At 66.5% G+C, this 26,224-nt stretch carries 25 protein-coding genes; 12 read left to right on the top strand and 13 right to left on the bottom strand.

The window, feature by feature from the left end:
* Positions 1-49: 49 nt before the first annotated feature.
* The 9 genes from gspF to DOM56_RS18115 all read left to right on the top strand — a co-directional run bounded on the left by gspF (position 50) and on the right by DOM56_RS18115 (position 6,897).
* The gene (gene gspF, locus DOM56_RS18155; RefSeq protein ID WP_110710419.1) at positions 50-1,255 is read left to right on the top strand and encodes a type II secretion system inner membrane protein GspF; all 1,206 of its coding nucleotides are present in this window, start codon (positions 50-52) and stop codon (positions 1,253-1,255) included.
* A gap of 66 nt (positions 1,256-1,321) precedes the next feature.
* On the top strand, positions 1,322-1,762 hold the full coding sequence (gene gspG, locus DOM56_RS18150) for a type II secretion system major pseudopilin GspG (protein ID WP_110710418.1): 441 nt from the start codon (positions 1,322-1,324) through the stop codon (positions 1,760-1,762).
* Entirely contained in the window at positions 1,759-2,235 is a 477-nt protein-coding gene (locus DOM56_RS18145; protein ID WP_157958279.1) for a GspH/FimT family pseudopilin, read from the top strand. Before gspG ends, DOM56_RS18145 begins: the two co-directional genes overlap by 4 nt.
* Positions 2,232-2,624 carry a type II secretion system protein gene (locus DOM56_RS18140; RefSeq protein WP_110710416.1) on the top strand — a complete coding sequence of 131 codons (393 nt, stop codon included), beginning with the start codon at positions 2,232-2,234 and terminating at the stop codon, positions 2,622-2,624. Before DOM56_RS18145 ends, DOM56_RS18140 begins: the two co-directional genes overlap by 4 nt.
* The gene (locus DOM56_RS18135) at positions 2,621-3,229 is read left to right on the top strand and encodes a prepilin-type N-terminal cleavage/methylation domain-containing protein (protein ID WP_110689000.1); all 609 of its coding nucleotides are present in this window, start codon (positions 2,621-2,623) and stop codon (positions 3,227-3,229) included. Before DOM56_RS18140 ends, DOM56_RS18135 begins: the two co-directional genes overlap by 4 nt.
* A complete protein-coding gene (gspK, locus tag DOM56_RS18130) occupies positions 3,226-4,317 on the top strand; it encodes a type II secretion system minor pseudopilin GspK (protein ID WP_110710415.1) in 1,092 nt (363 codons plus the stop codon). The genes DOM56_RS18135 and gspK overlap by 4 nt, the downstream gene beginning before the upstream one ends.
* Positions 4,317-5,642, top strand: a complete 1,326-nt coding sequence (locus DOM56_RS18125; RefSeq protein WP_110710414.1) for a type II secretion system protein GspL — start codon at positions 4,317-4,319, stop codon at positions 5,640-5,642. The genes gspK and DOM56_RS18125 overlap by 1 nt, the downstream gene beginning before the upstream one ends.
* A complete protein-coding gene (locus tag DOM56_RS18120; RefSeq protein ID WP_110710413.1) occupies positions 5,639-6,169 on the top strand; it encodes a hypothetical protein in 531 nt (176 codons plus the stop codon). Before DOM56_RS18125 ends, DOM56_RS18120 begins: the two co-directional genes overlap by 4 nt.
* A complete protein-coding gene (locus DOM56_RS18115) occupies positions 6,169-6,897 on the top strand; it encodes a type II secretion system protein N (RefSeq protein ID WP_110710412.1) in 729 nt (242 codons plus the stop codon). Before DOM56_RS18120 ends, DOM56_RS18115 begins: the two co-directional genes overlap by 1 nt.
* Before the next feature lie 37 nt (positions 6,898-6,934).
* Here DOM56_RS18115 and DOM56_RS18110 read toward each other — a convergent pair whose 3' ends face one another.
* Positions 6,935-8,005, bottom strand: coding sequence for a 3-deoxy-7-phosphoheptulonate synthase (locus tag DOM56_RS18110; protein ID WP_348627142.1), 1,071 nt, complete (start codon positions 8,003-8,005; stop codon positions 6,935-6,937).
* 399 nt (positions 8,006-8,404) lie between these two features.
* Between DOM56_RS18110 and DOM56_RS18105 the strand changes: the two genes are divergently transcribed.
* Positions 8,405-8,959 (top strand): sigma-70 family RNA polymerase sigma factor, encoded by a 555-nt coding sequence (locus tag DOM56_RS18105; protein WP_110710411.1) that lies wholly within the window; start codon positions 8,405-8,407, stop codon positions 8,957-8,959.
* Positions 8,938-9,645 carry an anti-sigma factor gene (locus DOM56_RS18100; protein ID WP_110710410.1) on the top strand — a complete coding sequence of 236 codons (708 nt, stop codon included), beginning with the start codon at positions 8,938-8,940 and terminating at the stop codon, positions 9,643-9,645. Before DOM56_RS18105 ends, DOM56_RS18100 begins: the two co-directional genes overlap by 22 nt.
* A gap of 47 nt (positions 9,646-9,692) precedes the next feature.
* Here DOM56_RS18100 and folM read toward each other — a convergent pair whose 3' ends face one another.
* The 5 genes from folM to DOM56_RS18075 all read right to left on the bottom strand — a co-directional run bounded on the left by folM (position 9,693) and on the right by DOM56_RS18075 (position 15,056).
* Positions 9,693-10,385, bottom strand: coding sequence for a dihydromonapterin reductase (gene folM, locus DOM56_RS18095; protein WP_110710409.1), 693 nt, complete (start codon positions 10,383-10,385; stop codon positions 9,693-9,695).
* Positions 10,382-11,188, bottom strand: a complete 807-nt coding sequence (locus DOM56_RS18090) for an FAD-binding oxidoreductase (RefSeq protein WP_110710435.1) — start codon at positions 11,186-11,188, stop codon at positions 10,382-10,384. The genes folM and DOM56_RS18090 overlap by 4 nt, the downstream gene beginning before the upstream one ends.
* 20 nt (positions 11,189-11,208) lie before the next feature.
* Entirely contained in the window at positions 11,209-12,726 is a 1,518-nt protein-coding gene (gene ubiD / locus DOM56_RS18085; RefSeq protein WP_110710408.1) for a 4-hydroxy-3-polyprenylbenzoate decarboxylase, read from the bottom strand.
* Between the two features lie 222 nt (positions 12,727-12,948).
* Entirely contained in the window at positions 12,949-14,208 is a 1,260-nt protein-coding gene (rho, locus tag DOM56_RS18080) for a transcription termination factor Rho (protein WP_110602257.1), read from the bottom strand.
* A gap of 515 nt (positions 14,209-14,723) precedes the next feature.
* On the bottom strand, positions 14,724-15,056 hold the full coding sequence (locus DOM56_RS18075; RefSeq protein ID WP_110710407.1) for a thioredoxin domain-containing protein: 333 nt from the start codon (positions 15,054-15,056) through the stop codon (positions 14,724-14,726).
* 191 nt (positions 15,057-15,247) lie between these two features.
* On the opposite strand from DOM56_RS18075, the gene DOM56_RS18070 reads away from it, so the two are divergent.
* A complete protein-coding gene (locus DOM56_RS18070; RefSeq protein WP_110710406.1) occupies positions 15,248-16,756 on the top strand; it encodes a Ppx/GppA phosphatase family protein in 1,509 nt (502 codons plus the stop codon).
* Positions 16,757-16,769: 13 nt separating this feature from the next.
* On the opposite strand, the gene tilS is transcribed toward DOM56_RS18070, so the two are convergent.
* From tilS to fabZ, 7 genes are all read right to left on the bottom strand, one after another.
* A complete protein-coding gene (tilS, locus tag DOM56_RS18065; RefSeq protein ID WP_110710405.1) occupies positions 16,770-18,083 on the bottom strand; it encodes a tRNA lysidine(34) synthetase TilS in 1,314 nt (437 codons plus the stop codon).
* A 245-nt stretch (positions 18,084-18,328) separates the two neighbouring features.
* A complete protein-coding gene (gene accA, locus DOM56_RS18060) occupies positions 18,329-19,285 on the bottom strand; it encodes an acetyl-CoA carboxylase carboxyl transferase subunit alpha (RefSeq protein ID WP_110710404.1) in 957 nt (318 codons plus the stop codon).
* Between the two features lie 123 nt (positions 19,286-19,408).
* Positions 19,409-22,918 (bottom strand): DNA polymerase III subunit alpha, encoded by a 3,510-nt coding sequence (gene dnaE, locus DOM56_RS18055; RefSeq protein ID WP_110710403.1) that lies wholly within the window; start codon positions 22,916-22,918, stop codon positions 19,409-19,411.
* A 162-nt stretch (positions 22,919-23,080) separates the two neighbouring features.
* A complete protein-coding gene (gene rnhB, locus DOM56_RS18050) occupies positions 23,081-23,704 on the bottom strand; it encodes a ribonuclease HII (RefSeq protein WP_110710402.1) in 624 nt (207 codons plus the stop codon).
* Between the two features lie 8 nt (positions 23,705-23,712).
* Positions 23,713-24,882 carry a lipid-A-disaccharide synthase gene (lpxB, locus tag DOM56_RS18045; protein WP_110710401.1) on the bottom strand — a complete coding sequence of 390 codons (1,170 nt, stop codon included), beginning with the start codon at positions 24,880-24,882 and terminating at the stop codon, positions 23,713-23,715.
* Between the two features lie 10 nt (positions 24,883-24,892).
* Positions 24,893-25,660: an acyl-ACP--UDP-N-acetylglucosamine O-acyltransferase gene (gene lpxA, locus DOM56_RS18040; protein WP_110710400.1), complete on the bottom strand. Its 768-nt coding sequence runs from the start codon at positions 25,658-25,660 to the stop codon at positions 24,893-24,895.
* Entirely contained in the window at positions 25,657-26,100 is a 444-nt protein-coding gene (gene fabZ, locus DOM56_RS18035) for a 3-hydroxyacyl-ACP dehydratase FabZ (RefSeq protein WP_110602242.1), read from the bottom strand. Before fabZ ends, lpxA begins: the two co-directional genes overlap by 4 nt.
* Between the last annotated feature and the right edge of the window lie 124 nt (positions 26,101-26,224).

Raw genomic sequence — 26,224 nt, 5'->3', positions numbered from 1 at the left:
CGCCGTATGGGCGAGCGCAGTCCTTTTCAGACATGGCCGGGGAGAGTCGATGCCCACCTATCGCTATCTGGCCCTGAGCCCCGACGGCCGCCGCCAGCGCGACGTGCTGCAGGCCGAGAGCGAGCGTCAGGCGCGCCAGCTGCTGCACGAGCGCGGTCTATTCCCGCGCCGGCTGGCGCTGGTGCGTGACGCCGGCGCCACCGGGCGCCCGGGCCGCGGGCGCCTCGACCCCACCAGCCTGGCACTGCTCACCCGCCAGCTGGCGACCCTGGTGGAGGCGGGCATTCCGCTCAGCGACGCCCTCGACGCCCTCACCCGCCAGGCCGAGCGCCAGCGCGAACGCGCGCTGCTGCTGGCGGTGGGCACTCGGGTGCGCGAAGGCCACTCGCTGGCCGACAGCCTGAAGCCCCACGCGAGCTTCGATCTGCTCTACCGCTCGCTGGTCGCCGCCGGCGAGCGCGCCGGGCGCCTGGCGCTGGTGCTCGAACGCCTGGCCGACCATCTGGAACGGGCCCAGGCGCAGCGTCAGAAGGCGCGCACTGCGCTGGTCTATCCGCTGGTGCTGGCGGGGGTGTCGCTGGCGGTGGTGAGCGGGCTGATGACCTGGGTGGTGCCACGCCTGGCGCAGCAGTTCGAGCGCTCCGACATGGCGCTGCCGTGGCTGACCCGGCTGATGATCGGCCTCTCCCAACTGACGCTGAGCCTGGGGCCGTGGCTGCTCGCCCTCCTGCTGCTGGGCCTGCCGCTGGCACTACGCGTGCTGCGCCGCCCGGCACCGCGGGCACGGCTCGATGCCTTGCTGCTGCGCCTGCCGCGCCTGGGCGAGCTGATCCGGCTACTCGACACCGGGCGCTTGACCCGCACCCTGGCGATCCTCACCCGCAGCGGCATCGCCCTGCTGGAGGCGCTGCGAGTGAGCCGCGACACCCTGGGCAACCATCAAATGCGCGAGGCGGTGGCGCTGATCGAGCAGCGGGTCGAGAGCGGGGTCAGCCTGCACCGGGCGATGCAGGAGTCGGGGCGCTTCTCGCCCTCGCTTCTGCACATGGTCGCCAGCGGCGAAGCCAGCGGCACCCTGGACAGCATGCTCGAACGCATCGCCGACGCCCAGGAGAGCACCTTCAACCGCCGTGTCGACATGGCCCTGGCGCTGTTCGAACCACTGATGATTCTGGTCATGGGCGCAGTGGTGCTGATCGTGGTGCTCGCCATCCTGCTGCCGATCATGCAGCTCAACAGCAGCGTGGCGCTGTAGCGCCCCGGCAGACACGCAAGCCATGACGGAAACGACTGATATGACAACGACGAGAGAGGAAACGGCATGACACGCGCTCCCCGCCCCGGCCACCAGTCCGGCTTCACCCTGCTCGAGATCATGGTGGTGATCTTCATCATCGGTCTGCTGGTGGCGATCGTCGCTCCCAATGTGCTGAGCAATCAGGACGACGCCATGCAGCAGAAGGCGCGCGCCGATATCTCGACCCTCGAGCAGGCCCTCGACATGTATCGTCTCGACAACTACCGCTACCCCACCACCGAACAGGGGCTGGCGGCGCTGATCACCCCGCCCCAGGTCGCGCCGCTGGCCGAGAACTACCGTGAAGACGGCTATATCCGGCGGCTACCGGAGGACCCCTGGGGCCACCCCTATCACTACGCCAGCCCCGGCCAGCATGGCCGGGTCGACCTCTACAGCCTGGGCGCCGACAACCAGCCCGGCGGTGAGGGCATCGATGCCGACATCGGCAACTGGATGCTGTGAAGTCTCGTGACGCCCGGGGCTTCTCGCTGATCGAACTGCTGGTGGTGATCGTGATCATCGCCCTGGGCTCAAGCCTCGCCGTGGCCTGGCTGGCGGGTACGCATCCCGGCGAGCGGCTCGACCGCGAGGCCCGCGAACTGGCCGGCGCATTCCGCCTGGCCGCGGATGTCGCCCGGGCGCGCCAGCGGGTGATCGGCTGGCAGCCGCTGGCAGAGGGCTACCGCTTCGTCAGCTGGCAGCCCGGCCACGACTGGCAACCCTTCGGCGAACGCCTGGGGCTCGACCCACGGCGCTGGGATCCGCCGCTGCAGCCCAGCCGTCAGCCGCCGGCCGCCGACACCACCACGCCCTGGCTGGTGTGGCTGCCCGACGGCGAGGTAGTGGGCGCGCATATCCGCCTGGCGGGCGATGGCGCCAGCCGTACCCTGGCGGTGGATGCGCTCGGGGTCAACGTGACAGGCAGTGGGCGATGAGTGTCAGGCCCGGCTACCGCAAGGCCCAATGCCAGCGCGGCTTCACCCTGCTTGAGGTGGTGGTGGCGCTGTTCATCCTGGCGCTGATCGCGGTGATCGTCGCCCAGGGCGTGCAGCAGCGCGTGCGCATCGCCGAGAGTGCGGCGCGTCGTGCGCCGCTGCTGCTGTGCGCGCGGGAGTTCGAGAGCCGCGCGGCGCTCGACCACTACTGGCCGCGCCTGGGCACCCAGCAGGGCGAACTGAGCCAGGCGGGACACACCTGCTGGTGGCGCCTGACGGTGAGCGCCACGCCGATCCAGCGCCTGCGTCAGGGGCGCCTGGCGCTCTACGACGACCCGGCCCGTGAGAACCCGGTACTCACCTTCACCCTTTATCTGGCACCGCCATGAGACCGCCAGCCGAGTCGTCGCCGCGCCAGCGCGGCTTCACCCTGCTCGAGGTGATGATCGCCATCGCCCTCACCGCGCTGGTCGGCATCGGCGTGGCGGCGCTGGTCAACCAGTTGGTGACGGTCCGAGAGCGCTTCGCCGAGCCGCCGCCGCTGGCAACGGAGATCGACTTCAGCCGTCTGCTCACGCGGCGCCTGGAGGCGCTGGTACAGCGCCCGGTGCACGAACGCGGTCTGGTGCTGTTCAACCTGCCGCTCGCCTATCGCGCCGACCTGTCACGGCTGGAGTGGGTCTCGCTGGGCGCGGCAGCGCTGCCGGTGGGCGACTTCTACACCCGCCTGCGCCGCCAGCGCCTGCAGTGGGATCGCGACGGCGCCACCCTGACGCTCGACTCCAGCGGGCTGCTCGACGCCGCCGGTGAGCCCGAGTGGCAGCGGGTGGCGGCACTCGACGACGTCACTGCGCTGACGCTGGAATTCTTCGCTGCCGGGCGCTGGCTCGCCGCTCCGCCACCGAACGGGATCGCCCAGGGCGTGCGCGTGCAGTGGCAGCGCCACGGCCGGCCGGTGACCACCACCGCGATACTGCCGGAGCTGCTGCCATGACCCCGCCGTCGAGCGCCCGCCGCGGCTCCCCGGGCGCACCGCATCAGACCGGGGCCGCGCTGCTGATGGTGCTGCTGGCACTGGCGCTGGTGAGCGTCACCCTGAGCGCACTGACCCTGCAGGGCCGGCGCGAGCTGACCCGTCTCGAGCTGCTGCAGCAGGAGACCCAGGCCGAGTTCTACGCCCGCGGCGCGGAGATCATCGCCAGCCGCGCGCTCACCGACGCTGCGGTGCGTCACGCCGATCTGTGGTGGCAGACCCTGGCCGGGCGCCCGCTGCGCTACCCCACCGACGCCGGCGAGCTGCACCTGGTGGTGCACGACCTGCGCACCTGCTTCAACCTCAACGCCCTCGGTGGCAGCCAGGCCGCGCTGGCCCAGCGCCAGCTGCGCTACTGGGTGGCCAACTACGCCGGCGAGCGCCTCACCGACATGAACCCGAGCGAGTTCGTCGCCCGTCTCGCTGACTGGATCGATGCCGACAACCTCTCCCGCGTCGGCGGCATGGACGGCGCCGACTATGCGCGCCTCGATCCGCCCCGGACGAGCGCCGACACCTGGCTCCGCGATCCCAGCGAGATCAACTGGCTGGCGCCTCTGGACAGCCGCCGCGTCGGCCGCTTCGGCGAGCTCTGCACCCTGCCCGACGACGGCCCCTGGCGGCTCGATCTCAACGCCCTCGGGCCCGGCGACCTGCCGCTGCTGGATGCGCTGTTCGAGGGCCAGGTCGATCGCGGCGCCCTGGCCACGCTGCTGCGCGACCGCCCGCCGGGGGGCTACACCAATCTCGACGCGGTGCGCCAGGTGCTCGGCGGCGATGCGCCCTGGCTCGACCGCTACGGCGGCCGCCTGCGGCTGACCCCGGACTATGTGGCGCTGGATATCCGCATCCGCCTGGCGGGTCAGCACTATGACTTCCAGCGCCTGCTGCTGGCCGAGGGCACCAGCGCCTTCTACCCGCTGCAGCCGGCCGCGCGGGTGCGGGTGCTGAGCCGCCGCAGCGGCTACCCCAGCGACCGGCTCACCGCCACATCCCCGGACGCCGCCGATCCGGCGGCGGATAATCTCTTCACCCAGGAGCAGCCCTGATGCGCCGACCCGGACGCCCGGCGCGCGCCGCCGCCCGCCTGCTCGTCGCCCCACGCGAGCGCCTCGCCCCCGGCGACGACACCCTGGCCTGTATCGACTGGTGCCTCGAAGGCGCCACCCCACAGACGCTGAGCGCCGCCAGCCCCCCCGAAGCCTGGCAGGCACTGGCGCGGCTGGCCGTCACCCACCCGGTCACCCTGCTGCTGCCGGCGGACGCGGTCAGCCACTTCCATCTCGCCGCCCCGCGCGGGCTCAAGCGCCGCGAGTGGCCGCTGCTGCTGGAGACAGTAACCAGCGATGCGGTGGATCAGCTCCATCTGCATCCGCTGCAGCGCGGCCGCGGCCACCTGGAGTTGATCGCCCTGCCGAGCGCCGAGCTCGCCGCCTGGCACGCCTGGGCGCAGCGGCTCGGCCTGGCCCCGGCGAGCTGGAGCTGCGCCTTCCTGGCGCTGCCGCGGCCGGCAACACCGGATCAAGTCACCCTCCTCGATGACGGCAGCCACCGGCTGTGCCAGGGATTGGCCCCACCCGCGGCGCCGGGCGCCCCGGAGACCGTCCAGTGGCTGGCGTGGCCACGCGACTGGCCGCTGCCGCCGGCCTGGCGCGAGCGCGACTGCCAGGTGGTCGATGGCACCATCGATACCGATGCCGATACCCATGGCGACACCAGCCAACCGCGACAGCGCAACGACGAACGCGACGATGGCGATGGACACGATGACGAACAGCATGATGGCGGCGAAGCGGCGGCCGAGCAGGCCCGGCGCCGCAGCCTCACCTGGTTGGCGGCGAGCCCCCCCGCCGCGCTGCCCTTTGCAGACACCAGCGGTCCGCGCTGGCCCGGGGCTACCTGGCGGCCGCCACGGCGCACGCGCTGGCTGGCGGGGTCCATCGCACTGCTGGCACTGCTCGACGCCTCCCTGTGGCTGGCCACGACCTGGCGCGCAGAGGCCGCGGCCGGGCAGCAACAGGCGGCAGCGCTGGCCGCCCGCTTCACCATGGCCCCGCCGGCCGATGCCCAGGCCGCCTTGGCCCGGCGTGAAGCGGCCATCGAGGCCCTGGCGCAGCGCAACCGCCAACTCAGCGAGGCGCTGGCACAGGCCACGGCACAGCTCGCCGCCACGCCCTGGCAGCTATCCCGGCTGGCAATCAACGGGAACCAGGCAACGCTTTCCTGGCGCTACCCCGAGCCGCCGGCGCCGGTGGTGGTAACCCGCGCCCGTCAGCGTCTGGCTGCCCTGGGCGAGCCGCAATGGCAGCCAGGGCCAGGCGAGCTGAGCCTGGCGCTGACCCTGTCCGCCAACGCCCTGGAGCCTAGCCCATGAGCCGATTCACCTTGCGCCTGCCCGCCCGACTGGCGCCGCTGTGGATGGCGCGCTCGGGGCGGGAGAAGGGTCTGCTGATACTGGCGCTGGTCGGTGTGCTGGCCTACGCCGGCCACGCCGTGCTGACACATCTGCCCGCCGGGGGCGAGCCATTCACCGCAGCGAGACCGGACCCGAGCCTGCTGCGGCCGCCGCCGATCGAAGCGGTGAACGTCGAGCACTGGCGCAGCGCCGCGGTGGAACAGGGCCTGGCACTGACCCGTATCGAAACGCATGACGACAGCGTCGTGACCCGCGGTGAGGCGACCTCGCCCGAGGCGCTCAGCGAGTTCGCACGCTGGGCGGCGCAGCGCGGCTGGTGGGCGGTGGCGTGGCAGCTCGAACGCCGCGATGGGCGCAGCCTGGCGCTGGAGGCGCGCTGGCGTAGTCAGCTCGAAAGACCGGGTTCGGGGCCGGAATCAGAGCCGGAATCAGAGCCAGGGCCGGGAAAGGCGGCGCTGGACACCACAGCGACGGGGAGCCCCTGATGAGACGCGGTATCGCTATGCTGGGCACGCTCGGCGCTGGGCTGACCATCGCCCTCACCTTCGTCCTGACGCTGGCTTTGGACTGGCCGCTGACGACCTTCGGCCCGCGGGCAGCGATAGCGCGTGACGTCACCCTGGTCGCCCCCTCGGGTACGCTGGCGGCGGGCCGCGTGGCGCGCGTCGCCTGGCGCGCCGATGGCTGGCCGCTGGCCCTTGGGCCCCTCGACTGGAAACTGGCCTGGCCCGGGCAACTCGCGCTGACCCTCGGTGAAGGCCACGGTGCCTGGCACGCCCGCGGCGCCTGGCATGGTCTCGACACCCGCTGGACGATCACCGGTGGCGACCTCGATGCGCTCGATCTCTCGCGTCTGCCACTGGCGCTGGCGGCGCGCTGGGAGGGGCAGCTCGATATCACCCTGCGCGGCACGCGCTGTCTCGCCAGTCACGGCGCGCTGACGGCATCGGATCTCGTGTTGCTCACCCCGACCCGGGTCGCGCTGGGCCATGCCCGGCTGCAGTTCGCGTGCCGTGGCGGTGCGCCCCAGCTGCGGTTGAACCTGGAACAGGGTCAGGATCTGGCACTCTCGCTGACGCTGAAGCCTGGCGCCAACGGCGGCCAGGGCGAGCTGCGCGGCCGCATCGCCGACAGCCATCCGCTGGCCGAGTGGCGTCGACGCCTGGACCCCAGCGCCAGCGGCGAACGCCTGGAGCGCCATTTCCGCTGGTAGCGGTCTCTGGATAACGCCTGCGTGAACCGCAGGCTCGTCAGCCGCGTAGCCGTTCGGCAGCCCGGATGAGCTGCTGCTCAGTGGTCTCCCAGCCCAGGCAGGCATCGGTGATCGAGACACCGTAGCGCAGCGCCGCCGGATTGAGCGGCTGCTTGCCCTCGAAGAGGTGACTTTCGAGCATCACCCCCATCAGCGAATGCTCACCGGCCAGACGCTGGTCGACCACGCTGTGCAGCACCTCGGTCTGGCGGCGGTGATCCTTGCGCGAATTGGCGTGGCTGCAGTCGACCATCAGCCGCGGCGTCAGCCCGGCCTGCTCCAGCGCACGGCGACTGGCGGCGATACTGGCGGCATCGTGATTGGGTCCGGCCTGGCCGCCGCGCAGCACCAGATGGGTGAAGGGGTTGCCGGGGGTCTCGATCATCGCCGGCGTGCCCTCGGCGGTGACTCCGAAGTGGCGATGCGCATGCGCCGCCGACTGCATCGCCGCCACCGCCACGTCGACATTGCCCTGGGTGCCGTTCTTGAAGCCGACACAGGCGTCGAGCCCACTGGCCAGCTCGCGGTGGATCTGCGACTCGGTGGTGCGCGCGCCGATCGCGACCCAGCTCAGCAGATCATCGAAGTAGGCCGCGGCCATCGGCTGCAGCAGCTCGGTGGCCACCGGCAGGCCCAGCGCGGCGACGTCGCGCATCAGCCGGCGCGCGCTGGCCAGGCCCGCCGCCATGTCGTCGCTGCCATCCAGGTGCGGGTCGTAGGCCAGCCCCTTCCAACCCACCGTGGTGCGCGGCTTCTCGACGTAGACCCGCATCACCAGCAGCAGGCGATCATCCACCCTGGCCTGCAGCGCGGCCAGACGCTCGGCGTACTCCAGCGCGGCGTCGGGGTCGTGGATCGAGCACGGGCCGACCACCACCAGCAGGCGCTCGTCGCGGCCGTCGAGCACCGCGCGGATGGCCTCGCGCTGACCCGCGACGCGGGCAGCCAGCATGGGTTCCAGGGGGATCGCTGCGCGCAGCTCGGCGGCGCTGGGCAGGGTCAGTTCACGCCGGCGCGGGGCGCTCTCGGCGGCGGGCTTCAGGGCAGATGTCACGGCGTTCATCATCATCTCATTCCAGGGTTGGGGCCTGAAACGCGAGAACCCCCGGAGGGCTGCTCCCGGGGGTTCTCGATACGCGGAAGGCAGCCCTGGTGGGGCGTGCCTCGCGGGTTCAGGTCATGTCGACCGACCGACGGGCACGCCAGTCCTAAACCAGTAGCCATAACCGAAACCAAAACCCGCATACGCGACGACACCGCCGAAGAGATCGGCAGCAGCGGCAGCGTGGATGGCGGGGTTGGGGGTCATGGGCTCTCTCGCGTAGATCGTGCCTCTATCCTAACGTGGCGACACGGTTTGACAAGTCTTTTGATGCCAAACCGTGAACGGTTTCGCTTCAGGCTTTACTTGTTCGGACTCGTTGACGAGACTGCTAATCAAGAAAAAGAAAGAATTCAAAGGACTTTCATGGCCTACCCGCCCCATGACGTGCTGATCGACAATCTCCAGGCTTGCGCCCGCGGTGATGGTCCTGCATTCGAAAAGCTCTACCGCGCGACCAGCCCGCATCTATATGCGCAGTTGCTGCGTATCGTCAGGCAGGAAGCAGCGGCTCAGGACTGTCTGCAACTCGTCTACCTCCGCGTATGGCAGGTGGCCGGCCAGTACGATGCCGACCGCGCCAGACCGATGACCTGGCTGTCGACACTGACGCGCAACATCGGTATCGACTGGCTCAGGCGCCAGCGGCCGCAGGAGGCCGACGGGGACGCCATCATCGAGACGCTGCCGGGCGAATCGGATCTCGAGAGCGAGAGCGATATCAATCAGCAGGCGGAGTCGCTGCAACACTGCTTGACCGAGTTGACGATGCAGCAACGTCAGGCGCTCGAGCTGGCATTTTTCGAGGGTCTGACCCACCACGACCTGGCATCCCATCTGGGCACGCCGCTGGGCACCGTCAAGAGTTGGGTCCGAAGAGGCCTGGAGAGGTTGAAAGCATGCATGACACGTTTCGCCTGACCGATCCCGAGGAGCGCGAGATGGCTGCCGGGGAGTACGTCCTGGGCACCCTAACGGGCGCTCAGCGGGCCGAATTCGAGGCCCTGCTGGCGGTCAGTGCGGATCTCCAGCACAGCGTCGAAGCCTGGCGGGAACGGCTGCAGCTCCTCAACCAGCAGTTGGAACCCGTCGCGCCGCCCAAGAGGGTCTGGCCGGATATCGCGGCGCGCCTGGGACTGAGGACGGGGCCGTTGCAACGGCTGGGGTTCTGGCGCGCGTTCAGCGGCATCGCCACTGCAGCGGCACTGATCCTGGCGATCGTCGCGCTGGTGCCGCGGGAGCCGGCCATGATGCCTGGCGAGTACGTCTTCGTGATCAACCAGCCCAACGGACAGACGGCCTGGATCCTGAACGCCACGCTCAACGGCAAGATGATGGTGCAGGCGATATCGCCGGAACCGATGCCCGAAGACAAGGGCGGTGAGCTATGGATGATGGAGAACGGGACGCCGGTATCGTTGGGCATGCTGCCGAACCATGGCGAAGCCACCATGCAATTGCCTGCCAAGATGCTGGGGCTGATGAAAACCGCCGATTTCGCGGTGAGCATGGAACCCAGGGAGGGTGCGCCAGGCGGCAGACCGACCGGCCCGGTGATCGACGCGGGCAAACTGGTACAGATTCGCAGCGACACCGTCTCGCTGTAGCGCGAGCCGGTGATCCCGGTCGCTCGATCCCGCCAGGGCGGCCGGCTTCAGACCAGGCTACGGCCACCGTCGACCGGCACCACCGTCCCGGTGACGAAATCGTTGTCGAGCAGATAACGTAGCGTCTGGTAGATGACGCCCGGGCCCGGCACCCGCCATTCGCCCTCGTCGCGGTCTCCCTCGCCGTCGCCCAGCATCACGAGCCCCGGTGCGATGGCGTTGACCTGAATTCGCGGCGCGAACTGTACCGCAAGCGACCGGGTCAGGCTCTCGAGCCCCGCCTTGGTCGCCGCGTAGGCGGCCTGCCCCGCTGCGCCGCGCCGTACCACGCTATCAGTGATATGCACGATATCGCGCTGCGGCTCCTGGCAGGCTTCCAGCAGCCTTCTGGCATGCAGATTGATCAGGTACGGGGCCTGCATGTGAACCCGGAACAGGCGCTCGAAGGTGGCTCCCGCTGCCTCGGGCTCGGGATCCGACAGCCACTCGCCGGCATTGTGGATGATGGCGCGCAGACTCGGGGTGCTGTCCCGGAGACGGGCAATGAAATCGAGAATCCCGGCTTCGCTGCCGAAATCCGCCACCAGTGTCACCGCGCCCCGCTCGCGTAACCCCGACAGTGTCTCCCGCTCTCGCCGATAGGTGACGATCACCGGATGGCCGTCGTCGAGCAGCCGCTCGGCGCAGTGACGCCCCAGGCGTTGCGTTCCGCCGGTGATCAGGATCGGGGACTGGCTCACGGGCGCTCCTTCTCCTCGCCGGGGGTGAGCGGCGCCGTCTCGGGGTCGGCTTCCGGCAGCGGCAGAAAGGGCACGCGGGGGGCGTAACTGAAGACGTCGGAGTGGACCTGCTCTGCCACCAGCCCCCGCGGCGCCAGGGTGTCGACGCAGGCGTACACCATGCCGGGGGAGCCGGCCAGATAGATCTCGACGCCGTCGAGGGTCTGGATCTCGGCGGCCAGCACCTGATCGATGCGCCCGGTGTGCCAGCGAATGCCGGGCAGGCTCTCGAGCGAGGCTTCCGGTGTCTCGACCACGGCGTGGAGGGTCAGGCTCGAATGCTTCAGTGCCCACTCCCGGGCCAAGGTCTCGGCGTAGAGATCGCGACGCTCGCGCACCGCCCACCAGATCGATATCTCCCGATCGGGTTTTTCGGTCAACGCCGCCTCGACGATGGCCTTGATCTGGGCGAAACCGGTGCCCGCCGCAATCAGCAGCAGGGGTTCCGACCGCCCGGCGGGGAGCGTGCACTCGCCGCTGGGCAACCGCACCGACAGCCGGTTGCGGTGGGTCAAAAGCTCCCGCAGACGTGCCGAGTGGGTGCGCTCGGGCCAGTGCTGAATATGCAACTCCAGCCGCCCGTCGCCGGTCTCTGCACAGGCGATCGAAAAAGGCACCCACGTATCAGGTTGCAGTTCCAGCTCGAGATACTGCCCGGGGGCATGCGCGATCGCCTCGGCACGTCCTTCCAGTATCACCCGGAACACATCGGGCGTCAGATCCTCGACGGACTCCACTTGGCAGGTCAAAGTTCTGACCGTCATGTTCACCTCGTTGCTTGCCGTCATGCCGCCCCGTCTTCGTTCGACTTTCCCACTCGTGCCGGCAGTACCGGCACATCGATACCGTAGCTTTCCCAGCGCTCGTCGACCCGCGATTTGATCGCCGGGTCCATGACGATGGGCTCGCCCCACTCGCGACTCGTCTCGCCAGGCCACTTGTTGGTCGCGTCCAATCCCATCTTGGACCCCAGACCGGCCGTCGGCGAGGCGAAATCGAGATAGTCGATCGGGGTGTTCTCCACCATCACCGTGTCCCGCGCCGGGTCCATGCGCGTGGTGATGGCCCAGATCACGTCCTCCCAGTTACGCGCGTCGACATCGTCGTCCAGCACGATCACGAACTTGGTGTACATGAACTGGCGCAGGAAACTCCAGACACCCATCATCACGCGCTTGGCATGGCCGGGATACTGCTTCTTCATGGTGACCACCGCCATGCGGTAGGAGCATCCTTCCGGCGGCAGGTAAAAGTCGACGATCTCGGGAAACTGCTTGCACAGAATCGGCACGAACACTTCGTTGAGTGCCAGGCCCAGCACGGCGGGTTCGTCCGGCGGCCGGCCGGTATAGGTCGAATGGTAGATCGGATCCCGCCGATGGGTGATGCGCTCGACAGTGAAGACCGGGAAATGCTCGACCTCGTTGTAGTAGCCGGTGTGGTCGCCGTAGGGACCTTCGGCCGCCATGTCGTCGGGGTAGATGTAGCCCTCGAGCACGATCTCGCTGGAAGCCGGGACTTCCAGATCGGCGTGACCACACTTGACCAGCTCGGTGCGGGATCCCCGCAGCAGACCGGCGAAGGCGTACTCGGAGAGGGTATCGGGTACCGGGGTCACGGCGCCGAGGATAGTCGCCGGATCGGCGCCCAGCGCCACCGCCACCGGGAACGGCTCGCCGGGATGGGCCTGCTGCCATTCGCGGAAATCGAGCGCCCCGCCGCGGTGGGAGAGCCAGCGCATGATCAACCGGTTCTTGCCGAGCTTCTGCTGACGGTAGATGCCCAGATTCTGCCTCGCCTTCTGCGGCCCCTTGGTCACCACCAGCGCCCAGGTCACCAGTGGTGCGACGTCACCGGGCCAGCAGTGCTGAATCGGCAGGCGGTCGAGGTCGACATCCTCGCCTTCGAGCACCACCTGCTGACACGGCGCGGAGCGCAATGTCTTGGGTCCCATGCTCATGACCTGCTTGAAGATCGGCAGCTTCTCCCAGGCGTCCTTGAGTCCCCTGGGCGGATCGGGCTCCTTCAGGAACGCCAGCAGCTTGCCCACCTCCCGCAGCGCTTCGACACTCTCTTGCCCCATGCCGAAGGCGACCCGCTGGGGGGTGCCGAACAGATTCCCCAGCACCGGCATGTCACTGCCCTTGACGTTCTCGAACAGTAGCGCGGGCCCACCGGCGCGCAGGGTACGGTCGCAGATCTCGGTGATCTCCAGATAGGGATCCACCTCCACCGTGACACGCTTGAGTTCACCGCGTGACTCCAGCGCCGCGATGAAATCCCGTAAATCTTGATATTTCATACCGTTGCCCGCATCCCGCTATCCAAGAACGCAAAGAGGGCAGCATAACATGCTGCCCTCTATTTTCTGCTTTGTCCCAAAGATCTCATGAAACGTTGAGAGCCGGGTGGGCGAACGAAGATGAGACAGGGCGGAAAATCGCGAGAGCGCGGAGTTTACGAGAGTAAATAAGCAGCTTGAGCGATTTTCCAACACAGTATCATCGAGTGCAGCCAGCCCGAATCAACGTCTTTTCATGGCTTCGAAGAATTCAAGATTGGTCTTGGTATCCTTGAGACGATCGATCAGGAATTCGGTGGCCGCCACATCGTCCATCGGGTTGAGCAGCTTGCGCAGAATCCACATCCGCTGCATCTCTTCCTCGGACGCGATCAGATCTTCGCGACGTGTGCCCGAGCGGCGGATATTGAAGGCCGGATAGACGCGACGCTCCGCCAGCTTCCGGTCCAGATGGGCTTCCATGTTGCCGGTGCCCTTGAACTCCTCGAAGATCACTTCATCCATCTTCGAACCGGTATCGACCAGCGCCGTGGCGAGGATGGTCAGGCTGCCGCCCTCTTCGATGTTACGCGCGGCACCGAAGAAGCGCTTGGGCTTCTCGAGCGCATGGGCATCGACACCACCGGTCAACACCTTGCCGGAGGAGGGCACGACGGTGTTGTAGGCACGTGCCAGACGGGTGATGGAGTCGAGCAGGATGACCACGTCCTTCTTGTGCTCGACCAGCCGCTTGGCTTTCTCGATCACCATCTCGGCGACCTGGACGTGACGCGCCGGCGGTTCGTCGAAGGTCGAGGCCACGACTTCGCCGCGCACCGTGCGTGACATCTCGGTCACCTCTTCCGGCCGCTCGTCGATCAGCAACACGATCATGTGACATTCGGGGTTGTTGCGGGTGATCGAGGTGGCGATGTTCTGCAGCATCAAGGTCTTACCGGCCTTGGGCGGCGACACGATCAGGCCACGCTGGCCCTTGCCGATCGGCGCCGTGAGATCGATCACGCGGGCGGTGATGTCCTCGGTGGAGCCGTTGCCGATCTCCATCACCATCCGTTCCTGCGGGAACAGCGGCGTCAGGTTCTCGAACAGAATCTTGTGCTTGGCGTTTTCCGGCTTGTCGAAATTGATCTCGTTGACTTTCAACAGCGCGAAATAGCGCTCGCCCTCTTTCGGCGGCCGGATCTTGCCGGAGATCGAGTCCCCCTTGCGCAGATTGAAGCGGCGAATCTGGGATGGAGAGACATAAATGTCGTCGGGGCCGGCCAGATAGGAGGAGTCGGCGCTACGCAGGAAACCGAATCCGTCCTGCAGAATCTCCAGGACGCCATCGCCGTAGATGTCTTCACCGCTCTTGGCGTGCTTCTTCAGGATGGCGAAGATGATGTCCTGCTTGCGTGAGCGCGCCAGATTGTCGATGCCCATCTCGCGGGCGATATCCAGCAGTTCAGGAACGGATTTTTGCTTGAGTTCGGTTAGATTCATGAGTTCGGTCAGAGAGGGCTCGTGTCGCAGGCAATGACTTTTGCCGAGATAGAAAAGAAGGACAAGAGGCGGTCAGTTCAAATGCCGCGCGGCGCGTTCAGTCGTCCCAGAAGCTAGGCGCTTCGCATGGTCTGTTGGACCTGCCATCAACCAGGTCGGGATGCCGACTTGGCGTGTGACGTAAGGTGCCGGGAGAGCGATTCGATTCGCCTGCAATCTCGCGGAAAGAGTCATCCGAAAGAGTGGTCGCTATCCAAAGATCGGCGTTGGCCGAAAATCGGTACTGGGATTGACTGACGACTTGGGGGACCGCGACGCGGTCAAGAAGCATTCGGAACAGGCGAACGTCCAGATGGTAGACAAGCTATCTTCCGAAAGCAAGTCACGAATATGGAGGTCGTGGGCCATAAGATCAAGTGTCGCTGTCCAGGCCAGCCAAGGAAAACGGCGCAACCGGACCGGGCAGGCCTCCCCAGCGCGGGTATCGCCAGGCAAGCGCAGTTGTCGTAGCCAGCCTAATGGCGCGTACACTCCTCGCCCACCTGCAGCAGCTGCGATTCCGACAAGGCTCCGACCCGCGTCAGTCGAGGCTCCCCGTCGACGAACAGAATCATCGTGGGCGTCCCCTTGACCCCGTACCGTTCGGCCAGTGTCGGCTCGCGGTCCACATCCACCACCCCCACCGGTAAATCGCGGATCGACTCATGAGAGATCGAGGAGAGCCGCGACAACAGCGTTTCGCAGGGCTGACACCAGTCGGCAACGAAGATCGCCAGCCAGGGCGACTCCCGCGCTTCGCGCTGCTGCTCGAAAGTCTCACTATTGAGATGACGCCGCGCTGACTGCATGAGCCTCCGTCCCGCTCGTGAAAGTGACCTCGCCTGGCAGCATGCCTGCCGCCCCGGCGATTGACAAGGCCACGCCCCCACCGCAATCTTGAGCCACCCGACGCAGGGCCCAGGATGCCAGTAACGACATGGCGTCACCGCTGCCCTGCGGACACCCACGTCTTTACGCCAGCCTTCGAGGACGCCACGCCATGAGCGGGAAGTCGACCGCCACAGACGCGACGCGCCGTCTGGCCGCCATCGATCTCGGTTCCAACAGTTTTCACCTGCTGGTGGCCAACTATCAGGACAGCCAGCTGCAGGTCGTCGCCAAGATGGGCGAGAAGGTCCAGCTCGCAGCCGGACTGGACGATCAGGAGAACTTCACCGACGCCGCCATGGATCGAGCGCTGGCGTGTCTGGAACGCTTCGCCCCCTTCGTTGCTGGCGTCGCCGCCGCCGACCTGCGTATCGTCGGCACCAATGCGCTCCGCTCGGCCCGCAACGCGCGCGCCCTGATCGATCGTGCCGAGGCCCTGATCGGCCATCCGATCGAGATCATCGGCGGTCGTGAAGAGGCCCGCCTGATCTATCTGGGGGCCGCCCACGCGCTGGCCGAAGTCCACGGCCGACGCCTGATCGTCGATATCGGCGGCGGCTCCACCGAGTTCATCATCGGCGAGGATTTCGAACCGCAGGCGCTGGAGAGCCTCCATATGGGCTGTGTCGCCTACACTGGCGCGTTCTTCGCCAGTGGGGAGCTCAGCGAGAAGCGTTTCCGACGCGCCGAGATGGCCGCGCTGTCCGAACTGGCCAACATCCAGCGCCAGTACTGCCGACTGGGATGGCAGGATCCGATCGGTTCCAGCGGCACGATCAAGGCGGTGGCGGCCGTGCTCGGAGCACGAGGCGACGGGGACGCCACGCTGATCGAACGCGACGCACTGATGAAGCTGCGGAAACGACTGATCGGCTTCGGTCAACTGGAAAAGGTCGCCATGGAAGGTCTCAAGGAGGACCGGGCGCGGGTGTTCCCGGCTGGCGTGGCCATCCTCTGCGCGGTGTTCGAGGCCTTCGACCTCCAGCGGATGCGCTACTCGGATGGCGCGCTGCGGGAAGGCGTGCTGTTCGACCTGATCGGCCGCAACACCCCGGAGGATTCCCGTCGTCACAGCGTGGAGCTGCTGATGCGGCGCTACAGCGTCGAGGCCTCCCATGCCGACCACGTGATGGAAACCGCCATGGTCGCCTTCGACCAGGTAAGCGAGTCATGGGCCCTCGGTGAGGAGCAGCGGCTATTCCTGATCTGGGCGGCCCAGTTGCACGAGATCGGTCTGGCGATCTCCCACAGCCAGTTCCATCGCCATGGCGCCTATCTCATCGAGTACTCCGATCTGACCGGTTTCTCGCGGCCAGAGCAGCAGGCGCTGGCCTTTCTGGTCCGCGCGCATCGGCGCAAGTTCGCCCACAAGGAGCTGGAAGCGCTGCCCAGCGCCATACAACCCACCTACTGCCGACTGGCTCGCCTGCTACGACTGGCGGTCATGCTCAATCATCCGCGTCCGGAACAGGCGCCGGTGGATTTCCAGCTGGCCTGCAAAGGTGACGATCTGCACCTTTCGCTACCGGAGATCAGTTTTCAGGCGCTACTGCTCAACGACCTCGAACAGGAGGCGGAATACCAGAAGGCCGCAGGACTGACGCTGACTTACGACGTCTGAACGCGGCGCCACTTCAGCCGTCGTCTCCCGACCGCGCTCCCGCCGCCGCAGGAATCGGCAGCGCCGTCTGCCGCCACCCCTCGGCAGTCAGCGTGCCCAGCACGGCCACGAGTTCCTCGCCTTGCCACACCAGCGGTAGCCGATCGCGCTGCCAGGGTGGAATGCCGGCTTCCTGCAACAGCCGCTTGATATCCCGCCTGCCCCGGCCAGCCAGGCGCATGGTTTCGCCGCCTCGGCGCAGGCCGACTCGCAGCACCGGCCTGTCCGCGTCGTGCGGCCAGGGTCTCAGCGACCATGAATGCACACCCCAGGGCGTCTCGAGTGGCGCCCTGCCATCCCACGGCCGCTGCCATTCGGGATCGATTGCCACCGATGGCGCCATCAGAAACAGATGATCGCGCCAGATTCGTGCCTCGCCCCCCGCCCAGGCGATGGCGGGCAACCGGTCCCCACTCGCCACGCGCAACTGGCGCTCGAGTTCCGTGAGACGTTTGGCCGGTGGAGTGGCGAGCCCTCGCCATTGAAGTGCATGGCGCACCAGCAGGCGCAGACGGGCCGGGGTCAGGGTTCGCAGTGTCGTCAGCGGCAGGCGCTCCGGGTCGCCACCGGCCGCAGCGAGATCGATCGCCGCCAGCTCTCCCAGCAGTTCGTCGGCCTCCTGCAGATGCGCGGCGCTGCGCCCGACGACCTCGGCCAGCCTCGGCCAGCGCGAACGCAGCGGCGGCATGGCGTGAGCGCGCAGATAGTTGCGATCGAACGCCATCTCGGCGTTGGTGGGATCATCGCACCAGACGATCTCCCGGCGCCGGGCCTCATCCACGAGGTCGGCACGAGACAGGGCCAACCAGGGGCGCTCGATCCGGATTCCCCGCCATTGACGGGTTGGCGGCATGCCCGCCAGACCTCGCACGCCACTGCCCCGCAGCGCCGCCAACAGCAATGTCTCGGCCTGATCGTCAGCGTGGTGCGCCAGCCACAGCCGGTCGCCGGCAGCGAGCGTTTCGGCGAACGCCCGGTAACGGGCTTCCCGGGCGGCGGCCTCTACGCCCCGCCCCGACGGTTCCACCTCGACCCGGGCCACACTCAGCGGCACCGTCAGCGCCCGGCACAGCGCACGGCAGTGGGTCTCGAAACCGTCCGCCGCCGCCTGCAGGCCATGGTTGACATGAATCGCCTGCAGCTCGATGCCGCGCCGGCGCGCCAGTGGCGCCACGACGTGCAACAGCAGCGAGGAGTCGAGACCACCGGAGAGCGCCACCCATACGCTACTGCCCGGCACATGATCCGCCAGGGTGCTATCGAGAATCGCTTCGAGGGAGGATCGCACGGCGGCCTCCTGCGTGCCGGGGTGAGGGTGCCTGGCGTATGGCGGGGAATTCTCGCCGGGACTGGATGCCCAGGAGGATAGGCGCCCAGCAAAGCCCGAACAGGGCGGAAGACGGAAACCGGTAAGGCAGCGGATTGACGTGGGTGCCAATGAGCTTGCCTTGCCGGTTGACTCGTTACGCTCGCCCTCCGGACCAGTCCTCGGCGCGCCGACTCAATGCCGGGTGGGCGAGCGCGGGAGCGCCATCAAGCGGCAGGAGCACCGTAGGACATCAGTCGTCCATAGCGCCGTTCGAGCAACGTCTCGGTATCCATCGCCTGCAGCCGATCCAGACTGCCCGTCAGCGCTTCCCTCAACTTGTCGGCGGTCTTGCGCGGGTTGCGGTGGGCGCCACCCAGCGGCTCGTCGATCAGGGTATCCACGAAGCCCAGTTCCTTCAGTCGCTCGGCGGTGATCCCCATCGCCTGGGCCGCTTCGGAGGCCTTCTCTGCGCTCTTCCACAGGATAGAGGCACAGCCTTCCGGCGAGATCACCGAATAGGTGGAGTACTGCAGCATCTGCAGCTCGTCGCAGACCCCGATGGCCAGCGCCCCGCCGGAACCGCCCTCACCGATGACGGTGGAAATGATCGGCGTCTTCAATCGCGACATCACCGCCAGATTGTAGGCAATCGCTTCCGACTGACCACGCTCCTCGGCGTCGATCCCGGGATAGGCGCCAGGCGTGTCGATGAAGGTCAGCACCGGCATCTTGAAGCGCTCGGCCATCTCCATCAGACGGCAGGCCTTGCGGTAGCCTTCGGGACGCGGCATGCCGAAGTTGCGTCGCACCTTCTCCTTCACATCGCGGCCTTTCTGGTGACCGATGATCATCACCGGCTTGTCGTCGAGACGCGCCACGCCACCCACCAGCGCCGCGTCGTCGGCGAAATGGCGATCGCCGTGCAACTCGTCGAAGTCGGTGAAGATGCTGTCGAGATAGTCGAGCGTATAGGGCCGCTGGGGGTGGCGCGACAGCTGCGTCACCTGCCAGGCGGTCAGGTCACGGAAGATCTGCTCGGTGAGCTTGCGGCTCTTCTCTTCGAGCTTGCCGATCTCGTCACTCAGGCTGATGCGGCTATCGTTACCGACCAGGCGCAGCTCTTCGATCTTGGCCTGGAGTTCGGCAATCGGTTGTTCAAAGTCTAGGTAATTGGGATTCATAGAGCTTCTACTGTGTGATCCTGGCAAGCTTCGATTTCTGAAATACCGGCGACTGGGGTGCCGCGAAACGGATGATTATCGCACCTTCACGGATGTTGGCAAACAACCGCACCCGGAACGCTGTCAGCCGCCGCGGTAGCGCAATGCGACGTTTTCATAGCCCTCGACCTCGCGAAGCGATGTCATCAACTCGTCGCTGGGCGACACCTTCCACGAGGCAGCGAGCTCGAAACAACCGCTGGCCTTGGCGTTGCGATAGCGCACCCGCACCGGCAGACCGGATTCGCTCAGCCACGGCGAGAGGCTGTCGTGCAAGGTGCGGGAGAAACGCCCGTTGAGTCGACCGCCGTCGACGGACAGCTCCACCGCTTCGCCGAAGCGAGCGCGGGCGTCGGCCATCAGGGTGACGTCCTTGCTGCGCAGACGCAAACCGCCGGAGTAATCATCGCTGGAGACTTCACCCTCGATGATCAGCACCTGGTCGGCGGTCAGTTTTCCGCGCACCTGGTCGAACAGCTCGCCGAACAGCGACGCCTCGATCCGGCCCGTCCGGTCATCGAGAGTGACGAACGCCATGGTGTCGCCACGCTTGGACTTCATGGTCCGCATCGCGACGACCAGCCCGGCGACCCGTTGAGGCTCCCGCGATGGCTTGAGATCGACGATGCGAGTCGCCACGAAACGCTTGAGTTCGTGCTCGTACTCGTCGATCGGATGGCCGGTGAGATAGAGCCCGAGGGTATCCTTCTCGCCGGCCAGGCGCTCCTTGTCGCTCCAGTCACGAGCGTGCCGGTAGTCGGCATAGATATCCTGGTTCTCGTCGGCGTCGACGAACGCCTCGCCGAACATGTCGATCATGCCCAGATTCTGGTTGGCCTGGTTCTGCGACGCGGCCTTGATGGCGGCATCCAGTGAGGCCGCCAGCACCGCTCGAGACGGCCCCAGCGTATCCAGCGCACCGGAGCGGATCAGGGCTTCGAGGGTGCGCTTGTTCATGCGCTTGCCGTCGATGCGGCGACAGAAATCGAACAGGTCGGAAAATCCGCCCTCGGCTTCCCGCGCCTCGACGATGGCGCCGATCGGCCCCTCGCCGACGCCGCGAATGGCGCCGAGCCCGTATACGACCTGGCCATCTTCGTCGACGGTGAACTTGTAGGCGCCGACGTTGACGTTGGGCGGCGTCACCGTGAGCCCGATGTGGCGGCACTCCTCGATCAAGGGCACGACCTTGTCGAGGTTGTCCATCTCCGTCGAGAGCACCGCCGCCATGAACGGCGCAGGGTAATGCGCCTTCAGCCACGCCGTCTGGTAGGAAACGAGGCCGTAGGCGGCCGAGTGAGACTTGTTGAAGCCGTAACCGGCGAACTTCTCCACCAAATCGAACAGGTTGCCGGCCAGATCCTTGTCGATGTCGTTGGCGGCGCACCCCTCCATGAAGCCGGCGCGCTGCTTGGCCATCTCTTCGGGCTTCTTCTTGCCCATGGCACGACGCAGCATATCGGCCTGGCCCAGGGTGTAGCCGGCCAGGACCTGGGCGATCTGCATCACCTGCTCCTGGTACAGGATGATGCCGTAGGTCGGCTCCAGCACCGGTTTGAGCAGTTCATGCTGGTAGTCGGGGTGGGGATAGGCCAGTTCGGCGCGACCATGCTTACGGTTGATGAAGTCGTCGACCATGCCGGACTGCAGCGGCCCCGGACGGAACAGCGCGACGAGAGCGATCATGTCCTCCAGCGAGTCCGGCTGCAGCCGCTTGATCAGCTCCTTCATGCCCCGTGACTCGAGCTGGAACACCGCTGTGGTCTCGGCCTTCTTGAGCATGTCGAAGGTCGGCTTGTCGTCGAGCGGGATGGTGCTGATATCGAGCGGACCGACCCCATCACGCGCGCGCACCACATCGACCATTTCCAATGCCCAGTCGATGATGGTGAGCGTGCGCAGGCCGAGGAAGTCGAACTTGACCAGCCCGGCGTCCTCGACGTCGTTCTTGTCGAACTGGACCACCAGCCCCGAACCGTTCTCCTCGCACAGCAGCGGCGAGAAGTCGGTCAACTTGGTCGGGGCGATGACGACGCCCCCAGCGTGCTTGCCGGTCCCCCGGGTGATGCCCTCGAGCTTGAGCGCCATCTCCCAGATCTCGGCGGCCTCCTCGTCGTACTCGAGGTACTCCTTGAGCTGCGGCTCCTGCTCGATCGCCTTGGCCAGGGTCATGCCGACCTCGAACGGGATCAGCTTGGAGAGCTTGTCACCCATCGAGTAGGGTTTGCCCTGGGCACGCGCCACGTCGCGCACCACCGCCTTGGCGGCCATGGTACCGAAGGTGACGATCTGCGAGACCGCATTGCGGCCGTAGCGATCGGCCACATAGTCGATGACCCGGTCGCGTTTCTCCATGCAGAAGTCGACGTCGAAGTCGGGCATCGAGACACGTTCCGGGTTGAGGAAGCGTTCGAACAGCAGGTCGTATTCCAGCGGGTCGAGATCGGTGATCTTGAGCACGTAGGCGACCAGCGAGCCGGCCCCCGAACCGCGCCCCGGGCCGACGGGAATGTCGTTATCCTTGGCCCACTGGATGAAGTCCATCACGATCAGGAAGTAACCTGGGAACCCCATCTTGAGGATGATATCGAGTTCGAAATCGAGGCGCTTGCGGTATTCCGGCTCATGCTCCGCCAGCGAGCGACCGGGGTAGATCGGCGTCTCCCCGCCGAACAGCTGGTTCAGGCGATCGGTCAGGCCGTCGTGAGAGATCTTGCGGAAGAATTGATCCTGGGTCAGGCCCTCGGGAATCGGATACTCGGGCAGGAATATCTCGCCCAGACGCACGCTGGCGCTGCAGCGGGCGGCGATCATCACGCTGTTTTCCAGCGCCTCGGGGATGTCGGCGAAGAGTTCGGCCATCTCTTCGGGCGTCTTCAGATACTGCTCCTCGCTGTAGCGCTTCTCGCGGCGGGGATCCTCCAGCGCCTTGCCCTCACCGATCGAGACCCGGGTCTCGTGGGCCCAGTAGTCGCTACGCTCGAGAAAACGCACGTCGTTGGTCGCCACCACCGGCACGCCGCTCTCGCTGGCCAGCCGCACGGAGTGATGCACGCACTCCTCGTCGTACTGGCGGCCGGTGCGCTGGAGCTCGAGATAGAAGCGGCCTGGGAAATGCCGCTGCCACTCCTCCAGCAGCTGACGCGCGGTGGTGACCTGCTCGGCGATCAGGAAACGCCCGATCTCCCCTTCCCGGGCGCCGGACAGCGCGATGAGCCCGTCGTTCTGCTCGAAGACCCAGGCCTTGTCGAGAATCGCCATGTTCTGGCGCTGGCCGTCGGTCCAAGCCCGCGAGATCAACTCGGTCAGATTGCGGTAGCCGGTATCGTTCATCGCCAGCAGCGTCAGGCGATAGGGGTGGCTCTCGTCGTGAGCGTTGTGCAGCCACAGGTCGGCACCGATGATCGGCTTCAGGCCAGCCCCCTGGGCCGCCTTGTAGACCTTCACCAGACCGAACAGATTGGTGTCGTCGGTCACGGCCACAGCCGGCATGCCGGCCTCGGCGGTGGCCTTGATCAACGGTTTGAGCCGGACCAGGCCATCGACCAGAGAGTATTCGCTATGGACACGGAGGTGAACGAAGGGTGTTGTCATGACGAACTCGAGTCAGGCGGCGAGTGAATTCGGATATCGGGCATGCGATCCCGCCATGCGACCGACGACGACAGGACGTATCGACGTGGCCGGCACATCGGCAGGACCAGCATGCCCAAAGGCGGTACGGGCCACAATGGCCCTATCGATCACGGCGGGCGCTCAAGCGCCGGCGAGCCGCTCTCTGACTGGCGCGAAGGAGCTGCGATGCTCCGTCAGCGGGCCCAGTCGGGCCAGCGCCGCGAGATGTTCCGGCGTCGGATACCCCTTGTGACGGCAGAATCCATACTCGGGATGGCGCGCGTCCAGGGCCAGCATCTGCGCATCCCGGGCCACCTTGGCCAGAATCGAGGCCGCGCTGATGGCAGGATGACGGAGATCGCCCTTGACCACGGCCTGTCCCGGGCAGGCATGACCGGGCAGCCGATTGCCATCGACCAGCAGATACTCGGCCGGTGTCGGCAGCGCATCGATCGCCCGTCGCATCGCCAGATGCGTGGCGTGATAGATGTTGAGCGAGTCGATCTCCCGCGGCGAGGCCTCGGCTATCGAGAACGCCAGCGCGCATTCGCGAATCCGGAGATCGAGCGCTTCGCGACGCGCGCCACTCAAGCATTTGGAGTCGGTCAGTCCGTCGATCGGACACCCGGGGTCGAGGATGACGGCGGCGGCCACGACCGAGCCGACCAACGGCCCTCGCCCGACCTCGTCGACACCGGCGATCAGGTGCCCTTCGTATTCGATGATGATCTCAGGCCAGAGGGATGGCAAAGATTTCGATGACATGGTTTCCCTCATTCCCCCTCCCGTGGCTCGGCATCCAGCGCTCCGTGCTCGACCAGTGACATGATGGCGGCGGCGGCTCGCTCGCTGGCACCGCGCTGCAGCCCGGCGTGCATCGACGCGAAACGCTGCTCGAGCGCCGACCGCAGTCGGGCGTCCTCGAACCAGGGCAGCAGCGTCTCGACCAGCGACTCGGGAGTCACCGCATCCTGGATCAGCTCGGGCACCAGGGTCTCCTGCGCGATCAGGTTGGGCAGCGAGATCCAGCGTGTCTTGACCAGCCGCTGCGCCAGCCAGTAGGTCGCTGGTGCCATGCGGTAGGCGACCACCATGGCCCGATGGCATAGCATCGTCTCCAGTGCCGCCGTGCCGGACGTCAGCAGCACCGCATCGGCGGCCGTCATCACCTCCCGCGAGCGGCCCTCGACGATCACCGTGCCAGCGGCCAGGTCGGGAAACTTCGCCAGCAGGGCCTCGAGCTCCTGCTGTCGTTCCCGGGAGGCCGCGGGGATGGCCACCTGCAACGTCCCCAGGCGCTGGCGCAGCATCGATGCCGCGCGCAGAAACAGCTCACCCTGGAAGCGGATCTCGTTGCCGCGCGACCCCGGCAGCAGAGCCAGGGTCGGCACGTCGGCAGCCAGCCCGAGCCCCCTTCGCGCCGCGCCGCGATCGTTGATCAGCGGCAGCTCGTCGGCCAGCGGGTGGCCGACATAGGCGACCGGCACACGGTGCTCAGCGTAGAAGTCGGCCTCGAACGGCAGAAAGGTGAGCATGCCGTCGACCGCCTTGGCAATCGTCTTGACGCGTCCTTGGCGCCAGGCCCAGACCGAGGGACTGACGTAATGCGCGGTCCGGATACCGGCGTCGTGCAGTTGCCGCTCGAGGCCAATATTGAAGTCCGGGGCGTCGATGCCGACCATGATGTCGGGGCGCCAGGCCAGGGCGTCGCGCTTGAGATGACGACGCACCTTGATCAGGCCGGGGAGATGCTTGAGCACCTCGACCAGGCCCATCACCGAGAGGGTCTCCAGCGGATAGAGCGACTCGAGCCCCTGCGCCTGCATTCGCGGGCCACCGATGCCGCGGAACTCGACTCGGGGATGGCGACGCCTGAGCGCCTGCATCAGGCCGGCGCCGAGAATATCGCCCGACAGCTCCCCCGCCACGAGATAGACGCGCATCCGCCCGCTCCTAGCGGATGATACCGCGCTGGGAAACCTTGAGAGAGTCGATGAAGCGCCGCGTCTCGTCGAGCGAGAAGCGGCTCTCGATCTCGCCGATAGCCTGCTCGAGTGTCAGCCCCTTGCGATAGACCAGGCGATACGCTTCACCCAGTGCCTTGATCGCCTCGACCGAGAACCCCCGGCGTTTGAGACCGATGGAGTTGAGCCCGTGAGGCGCGGCCGGATTGCCATTGACCATGATGAAGGCCGGAATGTCCTTGGTGATCGCGGAGCATCCGCCGACCATCGCATGCTCACCCATGTGGGCGAACTGATGGATGGCAGACAGCCCACCGATGATGGCGAAATCACCCAGGGTCACATGGCCGGCCAGGGTCGCCTGGTTGGCGAGAATGCAGTCGTTGCCGATCAGGCAGTCGTGCCCCACGTGAGAGTAGGCCATGAACAGATTGCGGTCGCCGATGGTGGTGACACCGCGGTCCTGGATGGTGCCTCGGTGAATCGTCACGCTCTCGCGCACGACGTTGTCGTCACCCATCTCGAGCCGCGTCGGCTCACCGGCGTACTTCTTGTCCTGACAGTCCTCTCCAACCGAAGCGAACTGGAAGATCCGATTGCGCTTGCCGATTCGGGTCGGCCCCTTGAGCACGACGTGCGGCCCAATGACGCTACCGGCATCGATCTCGACGTCGGGTCCGATCACGCTGAAGGGGCCGACGTCGACGTCGTCAGCCAGTCGGGCGGAGGGATCGACGATGGCGGAGGGATGAATCAAGCGATTTTCCTCTCGGCGCAGATGATTTCCGCCTCGCAGGCCAGTTCGTCACCAACCGTGGCCCGGCAGGCGAACTTCCAGATGCCTCGCTTGCCCTTGATGACATTGGCCTCGAGCCGCAGTTGATCGCCCGGCATCACCGGGCGCTTGAAGCGTACATTATCGCTGCCGACGAGATAGTAGACATAGCCGTCGGCCGGCATTTTGTTGACCGTCTTGAAACCGAGAATACCACAGGCCTGGGCCATCGCTTCGATGATCAGCACACCGGGCATGATCGGATGATGGGGGAAATGACCATTGAAGAAAGGTTCGTTGATGCTGACGTTCTTGTACGCCACGATCGACTCGCCAATCGTGATTTCCATCACGCGATCTACCAGTAAAAATGGATAACGATGCGGTAGATACTCGCGAATCTGGTTGATGTCCATGATCATCAATACAACCTCTGAAATAACGAAATGCCCGCCATGAAGGCAGGCACGGGGCGGCAAAACGGCGTTCACCCGTGTGGGCGGGCATTATACAGGCGCAAAGGGTGTCCGCCAGTCTTTCGGCGCG

Source organism: Salinicola sp. CR57 (assembly GCF_003206585.1).
Taxonomy (GTDB): domain Bacteria; phylum Pseudomonadota; class Gammaproteobacteria; order Pseudomonadales; family Halomonadaceae; genus Salinicola; species Salinicola lusitanus.
This window is presented reverse-complemented; position numbering and strand designations above follow the sequence as displayed.